This is a genomic window from Micromonospora sp. HM134 (assembly GCF_007833915.1).
GTDB classification, from domain to species: Bacteria; Actinomycetota; Actinomycetes; order Mycobacteriales; family Micromonosporaceae; genus Micromonospora; species Micromonospora wenchangensis.
Genome location: NZ_CP041061.1, coordinates 7121468 through 7141106 on the forward strand (window position 1 = coordinate 7121468; position 19639 = coordinate 7141106).

Sequence of the window (19639 nt, forward strand, 5' to 3'; positions counted from 1 at the left end):
CCGTGACTACCCCCACCCTGTCCGCCTTCCCCAAGCCGGTAGAGGAACTGGTTCCCGCCGCGCGGGACCTGGCCGCGCAGCTCGGCACGGTCCCATCCCGCAACCGCATCAAGAAGGAGTTGCGGGTGGGCGGGCCGAAGGCTGACGCGATCCTGGCCGAGCTGACCCGAACCCCGGTGTCCACGCCGCCAGCCGACAGCGATCCCACCCCGGAGCCCACTGGGCCGGCGACGGACCCGGCCGAGCCCGCCACGGCCGACTCCGGCCGACGACGACACCCCGCCGCCGGTTGCCGCGCAGCCTGCACCCGTCGCAGACCTGGGCACCAACATCACGTCCCGGCCGCCCCGGCGGGCGGTGGTGTGGCCGGTGGTGCTCATGGCGCTCGGCGCGTTCGTGGCCGTGTGGTCCGGATGGGTCGGGCTCGGAAAGCTCACCGGGTTCGGGAAGGTGGACCTGCTTCCCGGGATCGTGGAACCGGGTTCGTGGGCCACCATCGACTCCGCGATCACCCTGCCCATCGGGGTGGAGGCATACGCCGCGTACGCGCTGTACGTGTGGCTGTCCGGCAGGGTGCCGACCCGCGCTCGGACGTTCGCCAAGTGGTCCGCGCTGGCGTCCCTCGCGGTCGGCGCGCTCGGCCAGGTCGCCTACCACCTGCTCGCCGCCTACGGCGTCACCGCCGCCCCGTGGTGGATCACCACCCTCGTGTCCTGCCTGCCCGTCGCGGTGCTCGGCATGGGTGCCGCCCTGGCCCACCTCGTCAGGGAGGCCCACTGATGTTCGGCAAGAAGACCACCGTCCCGAACACCATCACCGACCAGCAGCACGCCGACCTGAGCCGCCGCGTACAGAAGGTCAACCCGTCGATGTTCAGCGACAAGGCCATCAAGCGGCGCAAGGCATCGTCCGCCCAGCAGGACAAGGCCGACCAGTCCTGACCCCGCCCGGCGGCACGGCCACCGGCTCGCAACCTGAGCCGTGCCGCCGGCCCACCCCTTTGAGCCTCATCGACCCTCGGGAGATACCCCCATGTTCGCAGATCCGACCGGCGTGCACGCCGCCGGCTTCGCCGCCGTGTTCGTCGCTCTCTACGTCGCTCATCAGGTGGGCGACCACTGGGTTCAGTCGCAGCACCAGGCCGACTGCAAGGGGCTACCCGGCTGGCCTGGTCGCGTCGCGTGTGTCGCGCACGTCGCCACCTACACGCTTACCGCCCTGCTGGCGCTGGTGTTCCTGGTTGCCGGCACCGGGCTGCGGCTGGACCCGTGGGCGGTCGGCGTGGGGCTGACCGTCTCGGCGGTGTCGCACTACATCGCGGACCGGCGTACCCCGCTCAAGCGGATCGCCGCCGCGCTCGGGTCGGCCCGCTTCTACGCCCTGGGCACCCCCCGGCCCGGCCGCGACGACAACCCCTCGCTGGGTACCGGCGCGTACGCCCTGGACCAGTCCTGGCACATCGGCTGGCTGTTCGTGTCCGCGCTACTCATCGCGGCCTGACCGCCCCCGTCGCCACCGGCTCACCGGCCGGTGGCGCGCGGAGGCCGCCAGACCGACTGGCGGGCACGACGGAAGGAACCCCGTGGGTAAGAAGTACCTGTTCAGCGAGGACGCCAACGGCCGGTCGCGTGAGGTCAAGGTCGACCCGAAGCACCTCGACCGGCAGATGCGCGACGAGCGGGCCGCCGGCCGCAACCCGGTCGTCCTGGACGAAGACGAGCGCATCCGCTACGGCCTGCTCTCGCAGCAGCTCAAGGGCCGCCGCTGATGGCCGCCCGCTGCGGCCAATGCGGCTGTCTGCACGCCAACTCCGGTGGCATCCCCGGTCGGGGGTGCCTGTCCTGCGGGTGCGCGTGCGCCCCGCTCGACCGAGGTCGGACCTGCCGCTGCTGCGGCGCGACCGACAACTGACCCCGCCCGGCGGCACAGCCCGAATGGCCTGGAAACCAGTGCTGTGCCGCCGGCCCTTTCCCGCAACCCGCATGAGGTCTTGGGAGGACCACCAGTATGGGCATGCACATCTCCGACCGCCAGTACCGGGAGCAGCACGAGCGGCGCGTAGCCGCCAACCGGGAAGCCCGGTTGGCGCAGATGGCCGAAGCGCAGCAGCAGGCCGCCGACCGCAACCGCGCCCGGGATGCGAAGTAGGGCAAGCGGTGAGCGCGAAGCGGTTCATCGACGCCTACCAGCAGTGGCGCGACGCTGAGGCCGCCGCCACCGTCACCGGCACGACGGCCGCTCGTGCTGAGGCCGAGCGGCAGCGCCGGGCGCTGCACGACAGCGCCGAGGCCGAGCGGGCACGCCGGCAACTCAACGGCCGCGCCGCCCCGCGCGACCGCCGCTGACCTTCCCCCCCCACCAGCATCGCTGACCGCTTCCGCCGCCACTGGCTCATCACCCGGTGGCGGTGGTGGCCGCCAGACCGACTGGCCGCCGGAAGGAGCACCCCTGATGGGCAAGAACCTGCTCGGCAAGGCAATCAACGCGGTCACCCGCTGCACCTACTGCAAGGGAAACGGCCGGGTGCCGCAGTACCACCAGGGCGCTGAGGTCATCAAGAACGGCCGGACGGTCGCCTACACCGAGTGCACCCCCATGAAGACCTGCCCCACCTGCGGCGGCTCCGGCCGCTCCCGCTGACCCCGCCCGGCGGCGCGGCCTCCGGCCTCGACAACCCGGCCGCGCCGCCGGCCCCCACCCGACCCGAACCAACGGACCTGTTGGAGGAACCCCCATCATGACGTCCCCCCACGATGACCCTCGTTTCGACTGGCAGGCCTCCGAAACCGACCTGACCAACCCGACCACCGGCGGCCCGGATGCCGAGGTGGTGGACCTGGACGACGCTCGTTCCCGGCGTGCGCCGCGTCCGCGTCCGCCCGCCGGGGACGAGCGCACGCACTACGACGTGCCCCTGGACGAGGAGCCGACCCCGGGCGGCGGGCCGGTCGACGTGCCGCCGCTGTCGCCGTCCGGCCGCAAGCCGGTCGTTCCCCCGGCCCTGGCCGGGTGGGCGAACATCAAGGCGTCGATCCGCTACGGCCTCGCGGTGACCGCCTACCGCGCTGGTTTCCATGGCCTGCGTTCGCCCTGGTACGCCGTGCAGGCGTCGTTCTGGGCAACGATCGGGCTGTTCCGGCTGGCTAACCGGCAGCGCCGCTGGTGGTGGGTCAGTGAGCAGAGCGCGTTGCGGCAGGCCGCCGCCGACGCGAACGACCCGGCGATGTGGCACAAGCTGCACCGGGAGGTCAAGGCCACCCGCGCGTGGCGCGGCACCGTCCTCGTGGGCGAGGTCGCCGCGGTCGTCGTCGGTGGGCCGATCGTAGTGGCGCTCGCCCCGTGGTGGGCGCTGGCGCTGGCCGGAGTGGGCGCGGTGGCCGGGTTGGCGCACATCGGCCGACCCGCTGACCGGCCGATCATCACCCCCGCCACGGTGGCGGGCCGGTTCCGGCGGATCAACTCCGATGTGGTGCTGCGTGCCTACTACGCCGCTGGTCTCGGGCACCCGGACCGGGCGAACCAGCAGATCACGTTCGGGTCGAGCATGTCCCGCGACCGTTCCGACACCGGCTCTCAGGTGCTCATCGACCTGCCGTTCAATGGCAAGACCTGGGAAGACGTGCTCAAGGCCCGCCCGGCTATCGCCGCTGGTCTGGACGTGTCGGTCAATCAGGTGTTCCTGACCCGGGACAAGACCTCCCACCGCCGGCACACCCTGTTCGTTGCCGACCGGGACCCGCTGGCGGTGGCGGCGGGACGTACGCCGCTGCTGGACGGCAAGCCCCGCGACATCTGGGCGCCGGCCCCGTTCGGACTGGACGAGCGTGGCCACAAGGTCGAGCTGCTGATGATGTGGGTCAGCATTCTGATCGGTGCGCAGCCGCGCAAGGGCAAGACGTTCGCCGCCCGCGCCCTGGCGTTGTTCGCCGCGCTCGACCCGTACACGCGGCTGCTGGTGGTCGACGGGAAGATGTCGGCCGACTGGGACAAGTTCCGGCTGATCGCCCACCGCTACGTCTGCGGCGTGGTCCCCAACAGCCGCGACAACGACCCGATCACGCACCTGCTCGACATGCTGCGCGAGGTCAAGACCCACATTCAGGAGGTCAACGACTTCCTCGCCAAGCTCCCCACCACCGAGTGCCCGGAAGGGAAGATCACGCGGGAGCTGTCGCGCAAGTACCCGCTGCTGCGCGTGTGGGTGCTGGTCATGGAGGAGTTCCAGAACTACTTCGAGACCGACGACCAGGACGACAACAAGGAGATTGCCGCCCTCCTGTCGTTCATCATGGCGGTCGGCCCGTCCGCCGGGGTGATCATCCTGTCGTCGTCGCAGAAGCCCTCCGGGGTCGGCGCGGGCGACGTGGCGCGGCTGTTCAACCGCTACCGCGACAACCACGCCGTCCGGTTCGCGCTCAAGTGCGGCAACCGCATCGTCAGTGAGGCGATCCTCGGTGGGGATGCCTACGCCGAGGGCTTCGACGCCTCCGCCCTGCCCACCGGCAAGGAATACCTCGGGGTGGGCATCCTCTACGGGGCCGACGACCACACGCCGATCGTGCGCACCTACCTCGCGGACCACGGTGACGCTGAGCGCATCCTCACCGCCGCCCGCCGCCACCGCGAGGCCGCCGGCACCCTGTCCGGCTACGCCCTGGGCGAGGAGATCACCCGGGAGAAGCGCGACGTCCTTGCCGACGTGCGGGCGGTGTTCCGGGGCAAGGAACCCGGACTGCACTGGAAGGTCATCGCCGCCCGCCTTGCCGAGGAGATGCCGGAGCACCACGCCGACGCCACCGACGAGTCCGTGTCCGCGCAGTGCCGCGCGGTCGGTATACCGAGCGTGAGCGTCAACATGCGCGGGTCGGTCAACCGGGGTGCCCGGAAGGTCGACATTGTCCGTCTGATGGACGGCCGCGAGTCCGCCTGAGTGGTAGCGGCGGCGCTGCTACGGGTAGCACCGCCGCTACATCACCCCGCTACATGCCTGGCCAGCCCCCATGCGCCCGTGTAGCGGGTAGCGCCAGGCACCCCCGCACCTGCGAAACCGGCTCCGGAGGCACCTGCATGACCTCGTACGCCGCTACCGCTACCACCACCGCCGGCACCGCCGGCCTGTTCCTACTCATCCTCGCCGCCGTCACGCTGTGCTACCTCGCGGTGTGCTGGCGACGGCCCTTCACCCGCTGCCGCCGCTGCCACGGCACCGGACGCCGACCCGTGCTGATCTGGCGCACCGCCCGCGCCTGCCGCCGCTGCCGAGGCGACGGCGAGCACCCACGCGCCGGCCGCCTCGCCCTCAACTACCTGCGCGAGCTTCACGACAAGGGGACCCCGCGATGACCCGACGAATCCAGCGCCGCCGCACTGCCGGATGGCGGATGCCCGCCAACACGGTCTACGTCGGGCGGCCCGGCCGCTACGGCAACCCCTTCACCGCCGACAACCCCACACCCGCCGCGCGGGCCGCCGCCATCGAGCAGTACCGACAGTGGCTCACCACCCAACCCGACCTGATCGCCGCCGCCCGCCGCGACCTGGCCGGGCGGGACCTGGCGTGCTGGTGCCCACCCGGCCAGCCCTGCCACGCCGACGTGCTGCTGTCGGTCGCCAACGGGAAACCCGAGTGATGGCCGGTCACCGCGACGACCGGCCCTCCCGGCGCGACGCGCCGCTGTCCGGCCTTGAAGTGTGGCTGGCCGGCACCCCGGCCGAACTCGACGCCGCCGCCCGCGCCCTGGCCGCCGCCGGCCGCGTCGCGTGGCAGGGGACGCGTCGGCCGCTGACCGGCACCGACGCCGGTCGTTCCCGGCTGTACCTGCGGTTGACCGTCACCGCGACCCGGCGCGGCGTGCGCCCCACCGGCCCGGCCAGCGACGACGGCGCGACCGTGCTGCCGTTCCCCGACCGGCGCTCCGGAGGTGCGGCGTGAGGGTGTTCTCCTACGGCGGCGGGGTGCAGTCGACCGCCGCCCTGGTGCTAGCCGCCACGGGGCGGATCGACTTCCCAGTGTTCCTGTTCGCCAACGTCGGCAACGACTCCGAAGACCCGGCCACCCTGGACTACCTGGAGCGGTACGCCAAACCGTACGCAGCGCTGCACGGCATCCAGCTCCACGAGCTGCACCGCGAGCGCCGCGACGGCACCCGGGAGACGCTGTACGGCAGGCTGACCCGCGCGGGGTCCCGGTCGCTGCCGATCCCGGTGCGGATGTCCAACGGCGCACCCGGCACCCGCTCATGTACGGCCGACTTCAAAATCAAGGTCATCGGCAAGTGGCTCAAAGCCCACGGCGCGAACGCCGACAACCCGGCCACGGTCGGGGTGGGCATCAGCCTGGACGAGATCGAGCGCGTCAACAACCGCCGCTCCGAACCCTACGAACGCACCGTCTACCCGCTGCTCGACCACACGCCGCCGCTGCGCCGCCACGACTGCGCCCGCATCATCACCGCCGCCGGCCTGCCCGTGCCGCCCAAGTCCGCATGTTGGTTCTGCCCGTTCCGCCGCCCGGCGACGTGGGCCGAAACCCGCCGCGACCGACCCGACCTGTTCAACCGAGCGTGCGAGCTGGAAAACCTGCTCAACGCCCGGCGGGCCGCGCTCGGCAAAGACCCCGTCTACCTCACCCGGTTCAACCGGCCGCTGTCCGCCGCCGTCGCCACCGCGCAAGACATGCTGCCCGGCTTCGACCCCGCCGACGATGACGCGCTGTGCGACAACGGCGCGTGCTTCACCTGACCCCAAACCCCTGACCGGCGCGCTTCGCGCGCTCACCACCTGGTGGCCAGCGCCCGCGCGGCGCTGGCCACCAGCACGCCGCTGCTCGGAAGGACTTCCCATGCCCGACCTTTCGCTGTTGCTGGCCGCCGCGCTGGACTGTGCGGCGCGTGGCTGGCACGTGTTCCCGCTGCGTCCCGACCACCCGCACGCCGCCGAGGATGAGGCGAAGCGGCCCGCGTTCCCGAACCGGTGCACCGCCGACCGGTGCGACCGCACCGACCCGCGCTGCCGGGCCGCCGGGCGGCACGTCGGCTGGGAAGAACGCGCCACCACCGACCCGACCCGTATCCGGCGGGCGTGGTCGGCCCGCCCCTACGGGGTCGGAATCGCGTGCGGGCCGTCCGGGCTGCTGGTGGTCGACCTGGATGTGCCCAAGCATCCCGGCGACACCCCGCCGGCAGAGTGGGCCGGCATGCGGGACGGCGTGGACGTGCTTGCCGCCCTGGCCGCCCGGCACAACGGCACCGTTGACGCGACCTACACGCAGACCACCGGGCGCGGCGGAAGCCACCTGTTCTACCGCCACCCGACCAGCGGCCCGAAGCTGCGCAACACCACCGGAGAGCGCGGCGGGCTGGGCTGGAAGGTCGACACCCGCGCCCACGGCGGCTACGTGGTTGCCGCCGGCTCCACCGTCAACAGCCGTCCCTACACCGTCGCCCTGGACTGCGAGCCCGCACCGCTGCCCGGATGGATCGCCGGGCTGCTCACGCCGGCCGCGCGGCCCGTCTACCGGCCTGCCGTGGTGGCGCTGCCGCCGGACCGGCGCGGCCGGTACGTGGCCGCTGCGATCCGCCGCCAGGTCGAGCACCTCACCGCCGCCCGCGAGGGACAGCGCAACCACGCGCTGTTCGTGTCCGCCGTCGCGCTCGGGCAGCTCGCCGCCGGGGGCGCGCTTACCGACGACGACGTGTGGGCCGTCCTGGAACCCGCCGCCGCGTCGATCGGGCTGCCCGCGCGGGAGATCGCGCACACCATCGCCAACGGGCTGCGCGTTGGCGCGCGTAACCCCCGCCGCCTGAACACCGCAGGAAGGGCCGCGTGACCGAGCGGTTGCAGGTCGGCTCAGGCCCCGAGAGCATCCGCGTACTCAAGGCCGCGCTGGTCAGGGGGCTGTTGCCGGACACGTACGTGTCCGCCGGGGCGCTGGTGCACATGGAGGCGGTCTCCGGTGGGCTGCCCGCCGCCGCCGACGAAGACTCGCCCTTGCCGGTGGCCGCGAGCACCATCAACCCCGCCGGCCTGGCCGGGCTGCTCGCCGAACACGCCTACGTCTACCGGATCAAGACCCGCAAGGACGCCGCCGGCAACCCCGAACCGTACGAGGAGGAAACCACACCCTCCCGGGAGATCCTGTCGTCGGTGCTGGCCGGGAAGACGTGGCCGGGGGTGGCCCCGCTGCGCGGGATCATCGGTGCCCCGGTGCTGCGCCGCGACGGCACCCTGTTGCAGACCCCCGGCTACGACAAGGCCACCGGCTTCTACCTCGCCTCCAAGGTCGCGCTGCCGCCCGTGCCCGACGAACCCACCCCGGAGCAGGTGGCCGAGGCACGCCGGTTCCTGCTCGGCCGGTTCCTGCGCGACTTCCCCTGGGCGTCCGCCGCCGATCGGGCCAACTACGTGGCGCTGCTGGCCACGCCGATCCTGCGGCACTTCACCCGCTCCCTGACCCCGTTCGCACTCATCGACGCCACCATGCCGTCGTCTGGGAAAACGATCCTCACCGCCGGACCCGGGATGCTCTACGGGCAGCGCGTCATGCCCTGGGCCTACGCCGACGAGGAACTACGCAAGTCCATCACGGCCGTGCTCGCGGAGCAGGTGGGCGTGGTCATCTGGGACAACCTGGCCGAGGGCACCGTCATCGACTCCGCCGTGCTCGCGCAGCTCGTCACCGCCGGAGTGTGGTCCGACCGGCAGTTGGGCGCATCCCGCAACATCGCCACCGTCAACGACCGCCTGTGGATGGCCACCGGCAACAACCTGCAAGTCGGCGGAGACATGGCCTCCCGCACCGTCCGCGTGCACCTCGACCCGAACATGCCCCGCCCCGAACTGCGCGACCAGTCCGGATTCGGCATCCCGCATCTCGACCAGTGGATCACCGCCCCGGCGAACCAACTCACCGTGCTCTGGCACCTGCTCGTGCTCGTGCTCGACTGGACACGCCAAAGCGCACCGAAGGCGGCCGGGCTGTCGATGCGGCAGTTCACCCCCTGGGCGCAAGCCCTCGGCGGGTTCCTCCACCACCACGGCATCGACGGATTCCTCACCAACGCCGCCGACGTCCGCGACATCGACGAAGACGAAACCCGCTGGCGGGCGTTCCTCACCACCTGGCACGACCGCCACGGCGACAAGCCACTCACCGCCGCCGACCTACGCCGCGACGCCGAACCGATGCACCTGGGCAGCGACGAACACGACCCCTGGGACGGACAGTTCATCACCACCACCGCCGGACGCCTACCCAACCCCCTGCAACTCGGCCGCATGCTCACCGGACAGGCCGGACGGTGGCGCGGCGAACACGTCATCCGCGCCGGCCGCCACGAACGCGGCAACCGCGCCGTCTTCTGGGTCGAACGCCACCAAGGTTGACATCCGCTGAACCCATCTCGGCAACTCGGCAACTCGGCAGAACCAGCCCGCTAGCTGCGAAAACACCCTGCCGAGATCCAGCCGATCGGAGAAAGTCAATCTCGGCATCTCGGCAACATCCTGCCGAGATCACCGCCGTTTGCCGAGATCTTGAAAACCCGCTTCCAAGATCTCGGCAAGCGTTACCGCAGCTCAACGGCACCTTTGCCGAGATGCCGAGATGCCGAGATGGGTTCAGCCCTCCCACACCACGACACGACCACCCGCCACCAACCCACCACCCCGGCCCACTGAGAGCGTCTGCGCCAACCTCGCGCACCGCTTTACACCAACCCGGCCGAGATCTTGCCTCTACGCAGCTCTCAGCGGGCCGCCCTACGCCCTTCTGCCGCATGTCCTTCCGGACCCCACCACGCCCCGAGCCACCCCACGACGGAAAAGCCGCCAGCATGCGAATCAGGTTGCACGGCACCCCCGCCGAAACCACCGCCACCCTCACCGCGCTCACCTATGTGCTCACCATCTGCCAGGTCAGCCGGCCCTACCCCGACCGACCCCCGTCGACCTGGCATCGCATCTACCTCGACGCCACCCCGAGGGAGCAGAAGTGACGACCGTCGACACCCGCATTGTCCTGACCATCGAAGAGGCCGCCCGCCGTCTCGGCATCGGCCGCACCACGATGTACGCCCTCGTCAAGACCGGCCAGGTCCGCACGGTCACGATCGGCCGTCTCCGGCGCGTGCCTGCCTTCTGCCTCGACGAGTACGTACAGAGCCTGCTCGCCGACGAAACCTCGCTGGGAAACGCTGCCTGAAAGAGACGGGGAACTGATGGGAAAACGCAAGCCCAACGGCGCATCGAGCATCTACCAGGGCAGCGATGGCTACTGGCACGGACGTGTGACCGTCGGGATCAAGGACGACGGCAGTCCCGACCGCCGCCACGTTCGCGGCAAGACCGAGGCCATCGTCACCCGCAAGGTGCGCGAGCTGGAACGCGACCGCGACAAGGGCACCGTCCGCAAGGCGGGACAGTCATGGACGGTCAAGACCTGGCTCACGCACTGGGTTGAGAACATCGCCGCGCCGGCCGTTCGTGACAACACGATCGCCGGCTACCGGGTCGCCGTGTACCGGCACCTGATTCCCGGGCTCGGTGCGCACCGCCTGGAAAAGCTGCAACCCGAGCACGTGGAGAAGCTGACCCGCAAGATGCAGGCCGCCGGCAGCGCCGCCGCCACCGCCCACCAGGCGCACCGCACCCTGCGGACTGCGCTGAACGAGGCGGTGCGCCGGCAACACCTGGTGCGCAATCCCGCCAGCCTGGCGAAAGCGCCTCGCCTCGGAGACGAAGAGGTTGAACCGTATTCGGTGGAGGAAGTGCAGCGGCTATTGCTAGCCGCGAGCGAGCGGAGAAACAGCGCGCGTTGGGCAATCGCGCTGGCACTCGGACTGCGGCAGGGCGAGGTGCTGGGCCTGAGATGGGGTGACGTGGACCTCGACGGAGGGACGCTCACGGTTCGCCGCGCCCGGCAGCGCCCCAAGTGGAAGCACGGTTGCACGAAACCGTGCGGCCGGAAGTTCGGCGGTCATTGCCCTGACCGGCAGCCACTACGCGCGGAAACCGCCGACACGAAATCGCGGGCCGGTCGGCGCAGTATCGGGCTTCCTGATCCCCTGGTTGCCCTGCTACGCCAGCACCGGAAAGAACAGGACACCGAGCGTGAGACCGCCGCGCAGCTCTGGACGGATACCGGCTATCTGTTCACCACGCCGACCGGCGGCCCGGTCAATCCTCGCACCGACTACACGGAATGGAAGCGGCTACTGGCCCGCGCTGGACTACGCGATGGGCGGCTGCACGACGCTCGACACACTGCGGCGACGGTGCTGCTGATTCTCGGCGTGGCCGAGCGCGCCGTGATGGGCATCATGGGGTGGTCGGACTCCGGCATGGCGCGGCGCTACCAGCACCTGACGGGACAGGTTCGCCGCGACGTGGCCAAGCGGGTCGGTGGTCTGCTGTGGCAGCCAGCGCAGAGCGCCGACGACGACCCGGACGACGGCGCGGCCGGGGTGCTCAGCAAGGCGTCGTGAGGGCAACTGAGACCAAAACTGAGACCACGACAGGCGAAACGCCCGGCGACTCACGGAGAGTCGCCGGGCGTTTCGCCTGTTCAGCGAGCGGTGGCGGCGGGATTTGAACCCGCGGAGGGCGTAAACCCTCACACGCTTTCGAGGCGTGCTCCTTAGGCCACTCGGACACGCCACCGCCGACGAGGGTACAGGAACACCGGTTCGGATGCCGCACCGGTATGCCCCGGGCCGGCCTGGCAGGATCTTTGCCATGAGTACGCACATCGGCGCGAAGCCGGGCGAGATCGCCGAGCGGGTCCTGATGCCGGGCGACCCGCTGCGGGCCAAGTGGATCGCGGAGACCTACCTTGAGGACGCCACCTGCTACTCGACGGTGCGGGGCATGCTGGGCTTCACCGGGCGGTGGAACGGCGTGGACGTCTCCGTCCAGGGCTCCGGCATGGGCATGCCGTCCGCGTCCATCTACGCCCACGAGCTGATCAACGAGTACGGCGTGAAGACGCTGGTCCGGGTCGGCTCCTGCGGCGCGCTCACCGAGGACCTCCAGCTCCGGGACGTGATCGCGGCGATCGGGTCGTCGACCGACTCGAACATGAACCGGATGCGCTTCGACGGGTTGATCGACTACGCCCCGGTGGCCGACTTCGGGCTGCTGCGTACCTCGGTCGAGGTGGCCGAGCGGCGCGGCATCACCGTGCACGTCGGTCCGATCCTCGCCGCCGACGCCTTCTACACCGACCGCCCCGACCTGTACGACACCCTGGCCGACTACGGGGTGCTGGCGGTGGAGATGGAGTCGGCCGCGCTCTACACGATCGCCGCCCGGTTCAAGGCCCGCGCCCTGACCCTGCTGACGGTCAGCGACCACATCAAGACCGGCGCGAAGACCACCGCGCAGGAACGCGAGCAGACCTTCGGCCAGATGGTCGAGATCGCCCTGGACACCGTCGCCGCTTCCTGACCGCCGCCCTGACGGCTCACAAGGGGGCCGGTGTTGCGGTGTCGCCGGGGCGCGGATACCGCAACATCGGCCCCGTTGGTTCGATCAAGGGCCGGGATCAGCGGAAGAAGGCCCGCAGGACGGCGGCGTTCTCGGTCTCCAGGACCCCGGCGTACACCTCGGGGCGGTGGTTGAGCCGGCGGTCGCGCAGGACGTCCCAGAGCGATCCGGCGGCGCCGGTCTTGGGTTCCCAGGCACCGAAGACGACTGTCGAGATCCGGGCCAGCACCAGCGCGCCCGCGCACATCGTGCACGGCTCCAGGGTGACCACCAGGGTGCAGTCGTCCAGCCGCCACCGGCCCGACCGCGCGGCGGCCCGGCGCAGCGCGAGCACCTCGGCGTGCGCGGTCGGGTCCCCGGTCAGCTCCCGTTCGTTGCGGCCGACGGCCAGTTCGGTGCCGTCCGGGCCGTAGACCACCGCCCCCACCGGCACGTCCCCCACCACCCCGTCGGGCCCGGCGGGGGGCAGGTCCGGACCGGTGACGGCGATCTCCAGGGCGCGTCGCATCCACCGCTCGTGCCGCTGTCGGCGGCCGACGGAATCCGGCCCGGCCAACCGCTCGGTCGCCCCGGGACCGACCCGCCCGATCGCGCCGGGCGTGGGCTGCCCGGGCCGTACGGTGCCGAGGGCGGGATCGGTCGCGTCGACCGGCCCGGCCGCACCCGGCCACGCCGGGCCACCTCCGGCCCCGGACGACCCTGCGGTGGCGTCGTCGGGGTATGGAGGGTCAGACCTCACGCAGCTCCTCGACCTCGTCGGCGCAGCCGAGCACCTGGCACACCTCGGCGGTCACGTCGGCGGGGAGCATGCCCTCGTGGGCGCAGAGCTTGAGCAGGCGTTGGGCGGAGATGCCCAGGTCGGCGAGGATGTCGGCGTCGCCCACCGGGTCGGCTTCCGGGTCGACGACCGGCTGCTCGCTCTCCTCGTCGCCACCACCGGCGGTGGCCGACGGCGGTTCGTCGACGTCGTCGAGGCCGGTGACCGACGTCTTGAGGTCGCCGACGAGCAGCGCGCCGAGCCGGGACTCCTCGGCGTAGGCCGAGTCGGAGCCGAAGACCCGCAGGTCCTCCCCCTCGTCGAGGCGCAGCACCACCAGGTACGCGTCGTCGGCCTCGACGAAGAGCAGCGACACGTCGGCGTCGGGTTCGACGTCGCGCAGCCGGTCGGCGACCTCGTCGATGTCGGTGGCCCCGCGCAGGTTCACCTCGGCGGCGTTCCAGCCGCCCTCGTCGCGCACCACGGCGGCAGCGAAGTACGACATGGTTCCCCCAAAGACCTCGGCACAGCCGACTCGTTACGCGTGCACGTTAACCGGTCGGGTCGGCAGCCGACCGCTCAACGCCCCGAAGGGCCGGCAATCCGGGGAAAGTTCGTCAGCCGGCGACGCGGCGGCGGGTCGCGATGAGCTGGCGCAGCCGCTCGGTGCGTTCCCGCTGCGGCCGTTCCCGCTGGCGTACCGCGCGGGCTCCCGCCAGCTCGGCGAGAATCTGGAGGCGGCGGCGGCTCCGCTCGGAGTCGAGCCGCGGGGTGTTCCAGGCCATACCGAAGAGCGTCCCCAGTCACAGCGGGTACGTCAAGATGGTGCGGCAAACGAAGCCGCGCGACGACGCTGGGTCACCACATCGGCCAGTCCGCGCTGACCGCCCACCGCACCACGACGATCGCGAACGCGATGCTCCAGCCACCGGCGGTGACGATGGCCACACCCGTGCCGGCCCCCCGGTCGCCGTAGCGGACCAGGGCGAACGCGGCGAGCCAGGCGAGCGCGCCGGCGATCACCGTCCACCAGGCGTAGCTTCCGACGTCGTGGCCGAGCAGGCCGAAGAGCACCAGCCAGGCGGCGGCGAGGGCGCCGCCGGAGGCCACCGCCGCGCCGGTGACGGGGTGTGGTTCCCGCCACGTCGGCCGGCGGGGCGGGCCGGCGGGAAAGAGCCCCGAGGCGGCGTACGGGACGCGTCCGGGCTGGTGGTTCGTCATGGTCACTGCTCCCCTCCGGCCGGACGGAACCCGTCGCACCGCTGCCGGCCGGTAACGGTCAGCCGGGCCGTTGCGGGGAGCCGTCGTCGGCCGGGTGCCGCTGTCGGTGCGACCTCCACGGTAGCCGTCTGTCAGGATGTCCGAATGTCCCTGCTGCGGCCCGACCCACGGCGCACCCGTCCGGCGTACCCCGTCCTGCTGCTCGTGGCGGCGGTGCTGGCCGGGTGCGGGACGGACGAGCCGGTCGCGGGTCCGGTCTGGGACGGCCCGTCGGCGGTGGCGACGGGCGACCAGCCGGCGACCCCGACGGTCCCGGCGGGCACCCCCTCGGGCACCGCCGGGCCGACCGCGACCGCGTCGCCGTCGGCCACGCCGGATGCGGCGGCGCTGCGCCGGGTCTTCCCGGTACGGGCGGGCAACGTCGCCTACCACCCGACGCACTCGGGGTACCCGGGCACCGACATCTTCGCCGACTGCGGTGAGCCGGTGGTGGCGGTCACCGACGGGGCGGTCCTTGAGGTGAGCCGGGTGGACCGGTTCCGCAAGAGCGGGCCGTTGGGGCCGTACAACGGTGGCCTGTCGGTGTCGTTGCTGGGCGACGACGGGGTGCGGTACTACGGGTCGCACCTGAGCGTGGTCGACCCGGGGATCGAGGCCGGGGTCCGGGTGCGCTCCGGGCAGCGGCTCGGCGAGGTGGGCCGGACGGGGAACGCGAACAACGTCTGTCACCTGCACTTCGGGTTGTCGCCGAAGTGCACCGGGCACGACGACTGGTGGATCCGGCGGGGCGTGGTGTGGCCGGCGAAGTACCTGGACTCGTGGCGGAAGAAGGGCAACCGGTCGCCGGTGGCGGCGGTGACCGCCTGGGAGCGTGAGCACGGCTGCCCGCGCGCGCCGCGCGGCTCCTCCGGCGCAGGCTGACCGGGGGTCGGCGGCGGCGTCATCGGCCGTACGCATTGACGTAGGTATTACCCGTCGGTTAACGTCCGGGGCAGAGAGAGCGCTCTCTCGACCCATGAAACCCTCGAATTCCGACGAACCGCGCGCAGTTGGCCCACCCGCCCCGCGCGGAGGAGGCACGATGACACCTCCCGTCCCCCGCCGCCGCGCCCCCTGGGTGCTCGCCGCCACCACCGCCCTGACCGTCCTCGTCGGCGGCCTCACCCTCACCACCGCCGACGCCCCCGCCGAGGCGGCCACCGTCGGTGCCGGCAGCTACACCACCGACCCGGTCGGCCCGCTACCCAGCGGCTGCGGCGACCTGTCCACCAACCCCCGCCAGTACGCCACCGCGAACGCCCCCGCCGGGCCGGTCCCCACCAACGACTGGTGGTCGTCCCTGCTGTGGAAGAAGACGAACTGCTCCTACAGCGAGCCGCTGCACGCCCACCCGGTGTCCTACCAGACGTTCACCGACGGGCTCGGCTTCTCGGCGCCGTCGGCCGCCACCGTCACCGGCACCTCGACCGGGGTGGGCGAGTTCAAGTACACGTACACCGAGGACATCCGGGTCGGCGTGGCCGCGCTCGGCGTACCGGTGGTCAAGGTCGACGACTGGTCCGACTGGACGGTCACCCCGTACTGGAGTGACGGGGCGCGGACCCTGCGCGCCACCATCGGCCACGGGCTGCCGTTCGCCTACTTCCAGGCCAGCGGCGGCGACGCCCAGATCAACCCGACCGGCGGCGCGGCCACCGTCTGGTCCAACAGCGGCGGCACCATCGGCTTCACCGTCCGGGGCCACGACTACGTCGGGTACGCCCCGACCGGCGCGACCTGGACCGTCACCAACGGCCGGATCACCTCCACCCTGGCCGGCAAGGGCTACTTCTCGATCGCCCTGCTGCCGCCCACCGCCGACGCCACCGCCCGCGCCTCGCTCGCCACGAGCTACGGCCGGTACGCCCACGCGCACGTCACCGGCACCCGGGTCGGCTACACCTACGACCCGGCGACCAGCACCGTGAACACCACGTACTCGTTCACCACCACCGCCCGGGAGGGCACCGCCACGCAGACCGTGGTGAGCCTCTACCCGCACCAGTGGAAGGCGCTCACCGGCAGCACCCCGCTCACCCAGACCTACCCGTCGGCGCGCGGCCGGATGAAGGTGCTGACCGGGGTGGCCTCCTTCCGCACCGCCATGAAGTTCCACGGGGTCCTGCCCGAGGTGCCCGCCGTGGCCACCGGCTCCGGCTCCGACCTGGCCCAGCTCAAGGAGCAGCTCGCCGCCGTCCGGGGCAACCCGATGGACCAGCGCGGCGGCGACACCTACTGGACCGGCAAGGGCCTCGGCCGGGCCGCCCGGATCGCCGAGATCGCCGACCAGGTCGGTGACACCGAGACCCGCAACGCCGCGCTGGCCGCGATCCGCGGCACCCTGACCGACTGGTTCACCGCCACCCCGGGCAAGACCGCGAAGGTCTTCTACTACGACCGCAACTGGGGCACCCTGATCGGCTACCCGGCGTCGTACGGGTCCGACCAGGAACTCAACGACCACCACTTCCACTACGGGTACTTCATCGCGGCGGCGGCGACGCTGGCCAAGTTCGACCCGGCGTGGGCCGCACAGAGCCAGTACGGCGGCATGGTCGACCTGCTCATCCGGGACGCCAACAACTACCAGCGGTCCGACACCCGCTTCCCCTACCTGCGGGACTTCGACATCTACGCCGGGCACGACTGGGCCTCCGGGCACGGCTCGTTCAACGCCGGCAACAACCAGGAGTCCTCGTCGGAGGGGATGAACTTCGCCAACGCGCTGATCCAGTGGGGTCAGGCCACCGGCAACACCGCCGTGCGGGACGCGGGCGTGTTCATCTACACCACCCAGGCCGCCGCCATCCAGGAATACTGGTTCGACGTCGACGACGAGAACTACCCGGCGGCGTTCGGGCACTCGACCGTCGGCATGGTCTGGGGCGACGGCGGGGCGTACGCGACCTGGTTCAGCGCCGAACCGGAGATGATCCAGGGCATCAACATGCTCCCCGTCACCGGCGGCCACCTCTACCTCGGCTACCGCCCGGCCTACAACAAGGCGAACTACGCCGAACTGGTCCGCAACAACGGCGGCGAACCCACCGTGTGGCAGGACATCCTCTGGCAGTTCCTCGCCCTCGGTGACCCGGACGCGGCGCTGGCCAAGCTGCGGGCCAACCCCGGCTACACCCCGGAGGAGGGCGAGAGCCGGGCACACACCTTCCACTGGGTCCGCAACCTCGCCGCGCTCGGCCAGGTCGACACCACCGTCACCGCCAACCACCCGCTGGCCGCCGTGTTCAACCGCAACGGCGCACGCACCTACGTGGCCAGCAACATCACCGCCGCGCCGCTGACCGTGCGCTTCTCCGACGGGACCGGTCTCACCGTGGCCGCCGGGAAGACCGCCACCACCGGGGCGTACACCTGGAGCGGCGGCAACGCGGCGGGCGGCACCAACCCGAGCCCGACGCCGACCACCTCCCCGACGACGTCGCCCACCCCGACCCCGACGCCGACCGGGCCGTCGCCGACCCCGACCAGCCCGACCCCGCCGCCGACCACCCCGCCGGCCGGCTCGCCGACCCGGTTCCTGCTGCCCGGTGGCGGGCTCGGTTCCGCCGGCAGCGCGGCGACGACCACCATCGCCGGCTCCGGGGGCGCGAACCACGACGGCACCCCCAGCAACCCGGTGGTGTTCACCGCGACCCGGCTCAACCTCGCCTACACCGGGGGCCAGACCGGGTTCGACCTGTTCCTCGACGCCGGCCAGTCGGTCGGCAACGGGGTGCAGGCCCGGGTCTCCTACGACCTGACCGGGGACGGCACCTTCGACCGGGTGGAGACGTACCGGTACTTCGCCACCGACCCGGTGCCCGGTTACGAGCACTACACGCAGAACGCCGGCCTGCACTCGGCCACCGGCACGCTGGGCAACCTCTCCGGCGGCACGGTCAGGGTGGAGGTCTGGTCGGCGATCGGCGTCAACCCGTCCACCCTCGGCACCGGCAACCAGTCGGTGGTGAAGCTGCCGTACTCCTGATCCGCCTCCCCCGCGTACACCCCGCGCCGCCGGTCGTCCCCCGACCGGCGGCGCGGGCGCGTAGGTTGCCATCCATGAGCGCCAGAGACCCCGTCGCCGACCTGCGCCGGATCGCGTTCCTGCTGGAGCGGGCCAACGAGGCCACCTACCGGGTACGCGCGTTCCGCAGCGCGGCGACCGCCCTGGCCGCGCTGCCGGCGGCGGAACTGACCGAGCGGGTACGGGCCGGCACGCTCACCGACCTGCCCGGCGTCGGTGACGTCACCGCCCGCTGCGTCGCCGAGTCGCTGGCCGGCGAGGAACCGGTCTACCTGCGCCGGCTGGTCGCCACCGAGGGCGTCGACCTCGACGGGGCGGCCGGCGCGCTGCGGGCCGCGCTGCGCGGCGACTGCCACACCCACTCGGACTGGTCCGACGGCGGGTCACCGATCGAGGAGATGGCGCTCGCCGCGGTCGAACTCGGTCACGAGTACGTGGTGCTGACCGACCACTCGCCCCGGCTGAAGGTGGCCCGGGGGCTCACCGCGGACCGGCTGCGCCGGCAACTCGACCACGTGGCGGCGGTGAACGCGGCGCTGCCCGAGGGCTTCCGCATCCTCACCGGGATCGAGGTGGACATCCTCGCCGACGGCACCCTCGACCAGGACGAGGAACTGCTGGCCCGGCTCGACGTGGTGGTCGGCTCGGTGCACAGCGGGTTGAACGACGAGCGGGCCCGGATGACCCGCCGGATGCTCACCGCGATCACCAACCCGCACCTGGACATCCTCGGCCACTGCACCGGGCGGATGGTGTCGTCCCGGCCGGCCGGGGTGACCGGCCCGGGTGACCGGGGGCACCGGGCGCGGACCCGCGCCGAGAGCGACTTCGACGCGGACGCGGTCTTCGCCGCCTGCGCCGAACACGACGTGGCCGTGGAGATCAACTCCCGGCCGGAGCGGCAGGACCCGCCGAAGCGGCTGATCCGCCGCGCCCTGGAGGCCGGCTGCCGGTTCGCCATCGACACCGACGCGCACGCTCCCGGGCAGCTCGACTGGCAGCGGTTCGGTTGCGTCCGGGCCGCCCTGTGCGGCGTCCCCGCCGACCGGGTGGTCAACACCTGGTCGGCCGACCGCCTGCTCGACTGGACCCGCGCCCGCGCCGGCGGATGA

The 19639-nt window shown here is 72.0% G+C and carries 24 protein-coding genes, 1 tRNA gene and 1 pseudogene; 21 read left to right on the plus strand and 5 right to left on the minus strand.

Annotated features, from left to right (window positions below):
* Nucleotides 1-2 precede the first annotated feature (2 nt).
* The 17 genes and pseudogenes from FJK98_RS31040 to FJK98_RS31105 all read left to right on the plus strand — a co-directional run bounded on the left by FJK98_RS31040 (nt 3) and on the right by FJK98_RS31105 (nt 11483).
* Nucleotides 3-780: pseudogene (locus FJK98_RS31040) on the plus strand (ABC transporter permease).
* Nucleotides 780-941, plus strand: a complete 162-nt coding sequence (locus FJK98_RS33435) for a hypothetical protein (RefSeq protein ID WP_168222578.1) — start codon at nt 780-782, stop codon at nt 939-941. Before FJK98_RS31040 ends, FJK98_RS33435 begins: the two are co-directional and overlap by 1 nt.
* 91 nt (nt 942-1032) lie before the next feature.
* Entirely contained in the window at nt 1033-1500 is a 468-nt protein-coding gene (locus tag FJK98_RS31045; protein ID WP_145922180.1) for a DUF3307 domain-containing protein, read from the plus strand.
* Between the two features lie 82 nt (nt 1501-1582).
* Nucleotides 1583-1768 carry a hypothetical protein gene (locus tag FJK98_RS31050; protein ID WP_145922181.1) on the plus strand — a complete coding sequence of 62 codons (186 nt, stop codon included), beginning with the start codon at nt 1583-1585 and terminating at the stop codon, nt 1766-1768.
* Between the two features lie 239 nt (nt 1769-2007).
* Nucleotides 2008-2148, plus strand: a complete 141-nt coding sequence (locus FJK98_RS33440; protein WP_168222579.1) for a hypothetical protein — start codon at nt 2008-2010, stop codon at nt 2146-2148.
* Between the two features lie 8 nt (nt 2149-2156).
* Nucleotides 2157-2345 (plus strand): hypothetical protein, encoded by a 189-nt coding sequence (locus tag FJK98_RS31055; RefSeq protein WP_145922182.1) that lies wholly within the window; start codon nt 2157-2159, stop codon nt 2343-2345.
* A 106-nt stretch (nt 2346-2451) separates the two neighbouring features.
* Nucleotides 2452-2640: a hypothetical protein gene (locus tag FJK98_RS31060; protein ID WP_145922183.1), complete on the plus strand. Its 189-nt coding sequence runs from the start codon at nt 2452-2454 to the stop codon at nt 2638-2640.
* 97 nt (nt 2641-2737) lie between these two features.
* On the plus strand, nt 2738-4930 hold the full coding sequence (locus FJK98_RS31065; RefSeq protein WP_145922184.1) for a cell division protein FtsK: 2193 nt from the start codon (nt 2738-2740) through the stop codon (nt 4928-4930).
* 137 nt (nt 4931-5067) lie between these two features.
* Nucleotides 5068-5343: a hypothetical protein gene (locus FJK98_RS31070; protein ID WP_145922185.1), complete on the plus strand. Its 276-nt coding sequence runs from the start codon at nt 5068-5070 to the stop codon at nt 5341-5343.
* On the plus strand, nt 5340-5630 hold the full coding sequence (locus FJK98_RS31075) for a DUF4326 domain-containing protein (RefSeq protein ID WP_145922186.1): 291 nt from the start codon (nt 5340-5342) through the stop codon (nt 5628-5630). The genes FJK98_RS31070 and FJK98_RS31075 overlap by 4 nt, the downstream gene beginning before the upstream one ends.
* Complete coding sequence (locus FJK98_RS31080; RefSeq protein ID WP_205789285.1) at nt 5630-5932, plus strand: hypothetical protein; 303 nt, start codon at nt 5630-5632, stop codon at nt 5930-5932. The genes FJK98_RS31075 and FJK98_RS31080 overlap by 1 nt, the downstream gene beginning before the upstream one ends.
* Nucleotides 5929-6741 (plus strand): phosphoadenosine phosphosulfate reductase, encoded by an 813-nt coding sequence (locus FJK98_RS31085; RefSeq protein WP_145922187.1) that lies wholly within the window; start codon nt 5929-5931, stop codon nt 6739-6741. The genes FJK98_RS31080 and FJK98_RS31085 overlap by 4 nt, the downstream gene beginning before the upstream one ends.
* A gap of 100 nt (nt 6742-6841) precedes the next feature.
* Nucleotides 6842-7828 carry a bifunctional DNA primase/polymerase gene (locus tag FJK98_RS31090; RefSeq protein ID WP_145922188.1) on the plus strand — a complete coding sequence of 329 codons (987 nt, stop codon included), beginning with the start codon at nt 6842-6844 and terminating at the stop codon, nt 7826-7828.
* Nucleotides 7825-9384 carry a hypothetical protein gene (locus FJK98_RS31095; protein ID WP_145922189.1) on the plus strand — a complete coding sequence of 520 codons (1560 nt, stop codon included), beginning with the start codon at nt 7825-7827 and terminating at the stop codon, nt 9382-9384. The genes FJK98_RS31090 and FJK98_RS31095 overlap by 4 nt, the downstream gene beginning before the upstream one ends.
* Nucleotides 9385-9833: 449 nt before the next feature.
* Nucleotides 9834-9995 (plus strand): hypothetical protein, encoded by a 162-nt coding sequence (locus FJK98_RS33445; protein ID WP_168222580.1) that lies wholly within the window; start codon nt 9834-9836, stop codon nt 9993-9995.
* Nucleotides 9992-10201, plus strand: a complete 210-nt coding sequence (locus tag FJK98_RS31100) for a helix-turn-helix domain-containing protein (protein WP_145922190.1) — start codon at nt 9992-9994, stop codon at nt 10199-10201. Before FJK98_RS33445 ends, FJK98_RS31100 begins: the two co-directional genes overlap by 4 nt.
* Before the next feature lie 16 nt (nt 10202-10217).
* Entirely contained in the window at nt 10218-11483 is a 1266-nt protein-coding gene (locus tag FJK98_RS31105; RefSeq protein ID WP_145922191.1) for a tyrosine-type recombinase/integrase, read from the plus strand.
* Between the two features lie 88 nt (nt 11484-11571).
* On the opposite strand, the gene FJK98_RS31110 is transcribed toward FJK98_RS31105, so the two are convergent.
* Nucleotides 11572-11658, minus strand: a tRNA-Ser gene (locus tag FJK98_RS31110).
* Nucleotides 11659-11733: 75 nt separating this feature from the next.
* On the opposite strand from FJK98_RS31110, the gene deoD reads away from it, so the two are divergent.
* On the plus strand, nt 11734-12444 hold the full coding sequence (gene deoD / locus FJK98_RS31115; RefSeq protein WP_145922192.1) for a purine-nucleoside phosphorylase: 711 nt from the start codon (nt 11734-11736) through the stop codon (nt 12442-12444).
* Between the two features lie 97 nt (nt 12445-12541).
* Here deoD and FJK98_RS31120 read toward each other — a convergent pair whose 3' ends face one another.
* The 4 genes from FJK98_RS31120 to FJK98_RS31130 form a co-directional block, all read right to left on the minus strand.
* A complete protein-coding gene (locus FJK98_RS31120) occupies nt 12542-12991 on the minus strand; it encodes a nucleoside deaminase (RefSeq protein WP_145923089.1) in 450 nt (149 codons plus the stop codon).
* A 220-nt stretch (nt 12992-13211) separates the two neighbouring features.
* Complete coding sequence (locus FJK98_RS31125; RefSeq protein WP_145922193.1) at nt 13212-13745, minus strand: tRNA adenosine deaminase-associated protein; 534 nt, start codon at nt 13743-13745, stop codon at nt 13212-13214.
* A 112-nt stretch (nt 13746-13857) separates the two neighbouring features.
* Nucleotides 13858-14025 carry a hypothetical protein gene (locus FJK98_RS33450; RefSeq protein WP_168222581.1) on the minus strand — a complete coding sequence of 56 codons (168 nt, stop codon included), beginning with the start codon at nt 14023-14025 and terminating at the stop codon, nt 13858-13860.
* A 73-nt stretch (nt 14026-14098) separates the two neighbouring features.
* On the minus strand, nt 14099-14461 hold the full coding sequence (locus FJK98_RS31130; RefSeq protein ID WP_145922194.1) for a hypothetical protein: 363 nt from the start codon (nt 14459-14461) through the stop codon (nt 14099-14101).
* A gap of 144 nt (nt 14462-14605) precedes the next feature.
* Here FJK98_RS31130 and FJK98_RS31135 point away from each other — a divergent pair, with 144 nt between their 5' ends.
* From FJK98_RS31135 to FJK98_RS31145, 3 genes are all read left to right on the plus strand, one after another.
* Nucleotides 14606-15382, plus strand: coding sequence for a M23 family metallopeptidase (locus FJK98_RS31135; RefSeq protein ID WP_145922195.1), 777 nt, complete (start codon nt 14606-14608; stop codon nt 15380-15382).
* 160 nt (nt 15383-15542) lie between these two features.
* Nucleotides 15543-18488, plus strand: coding sequence for a glycosyl hydrolase (locus tag FJK98_RS31140; protein ID WP_145922196.1), 2946 nt, complete (start codon nt 15543-15545; stop codon nt 18486-18488).
* Between the two features lie 74 nt (nt 18489-18562).
* Entirely contained in the window at nt 18563-19639 is a 1077-nt protein-coding gene (locus tag FJK98_RS31145) for a PHP domain-containing protein (RefSeq protein ID WP_145922197.1), read from the plus strand.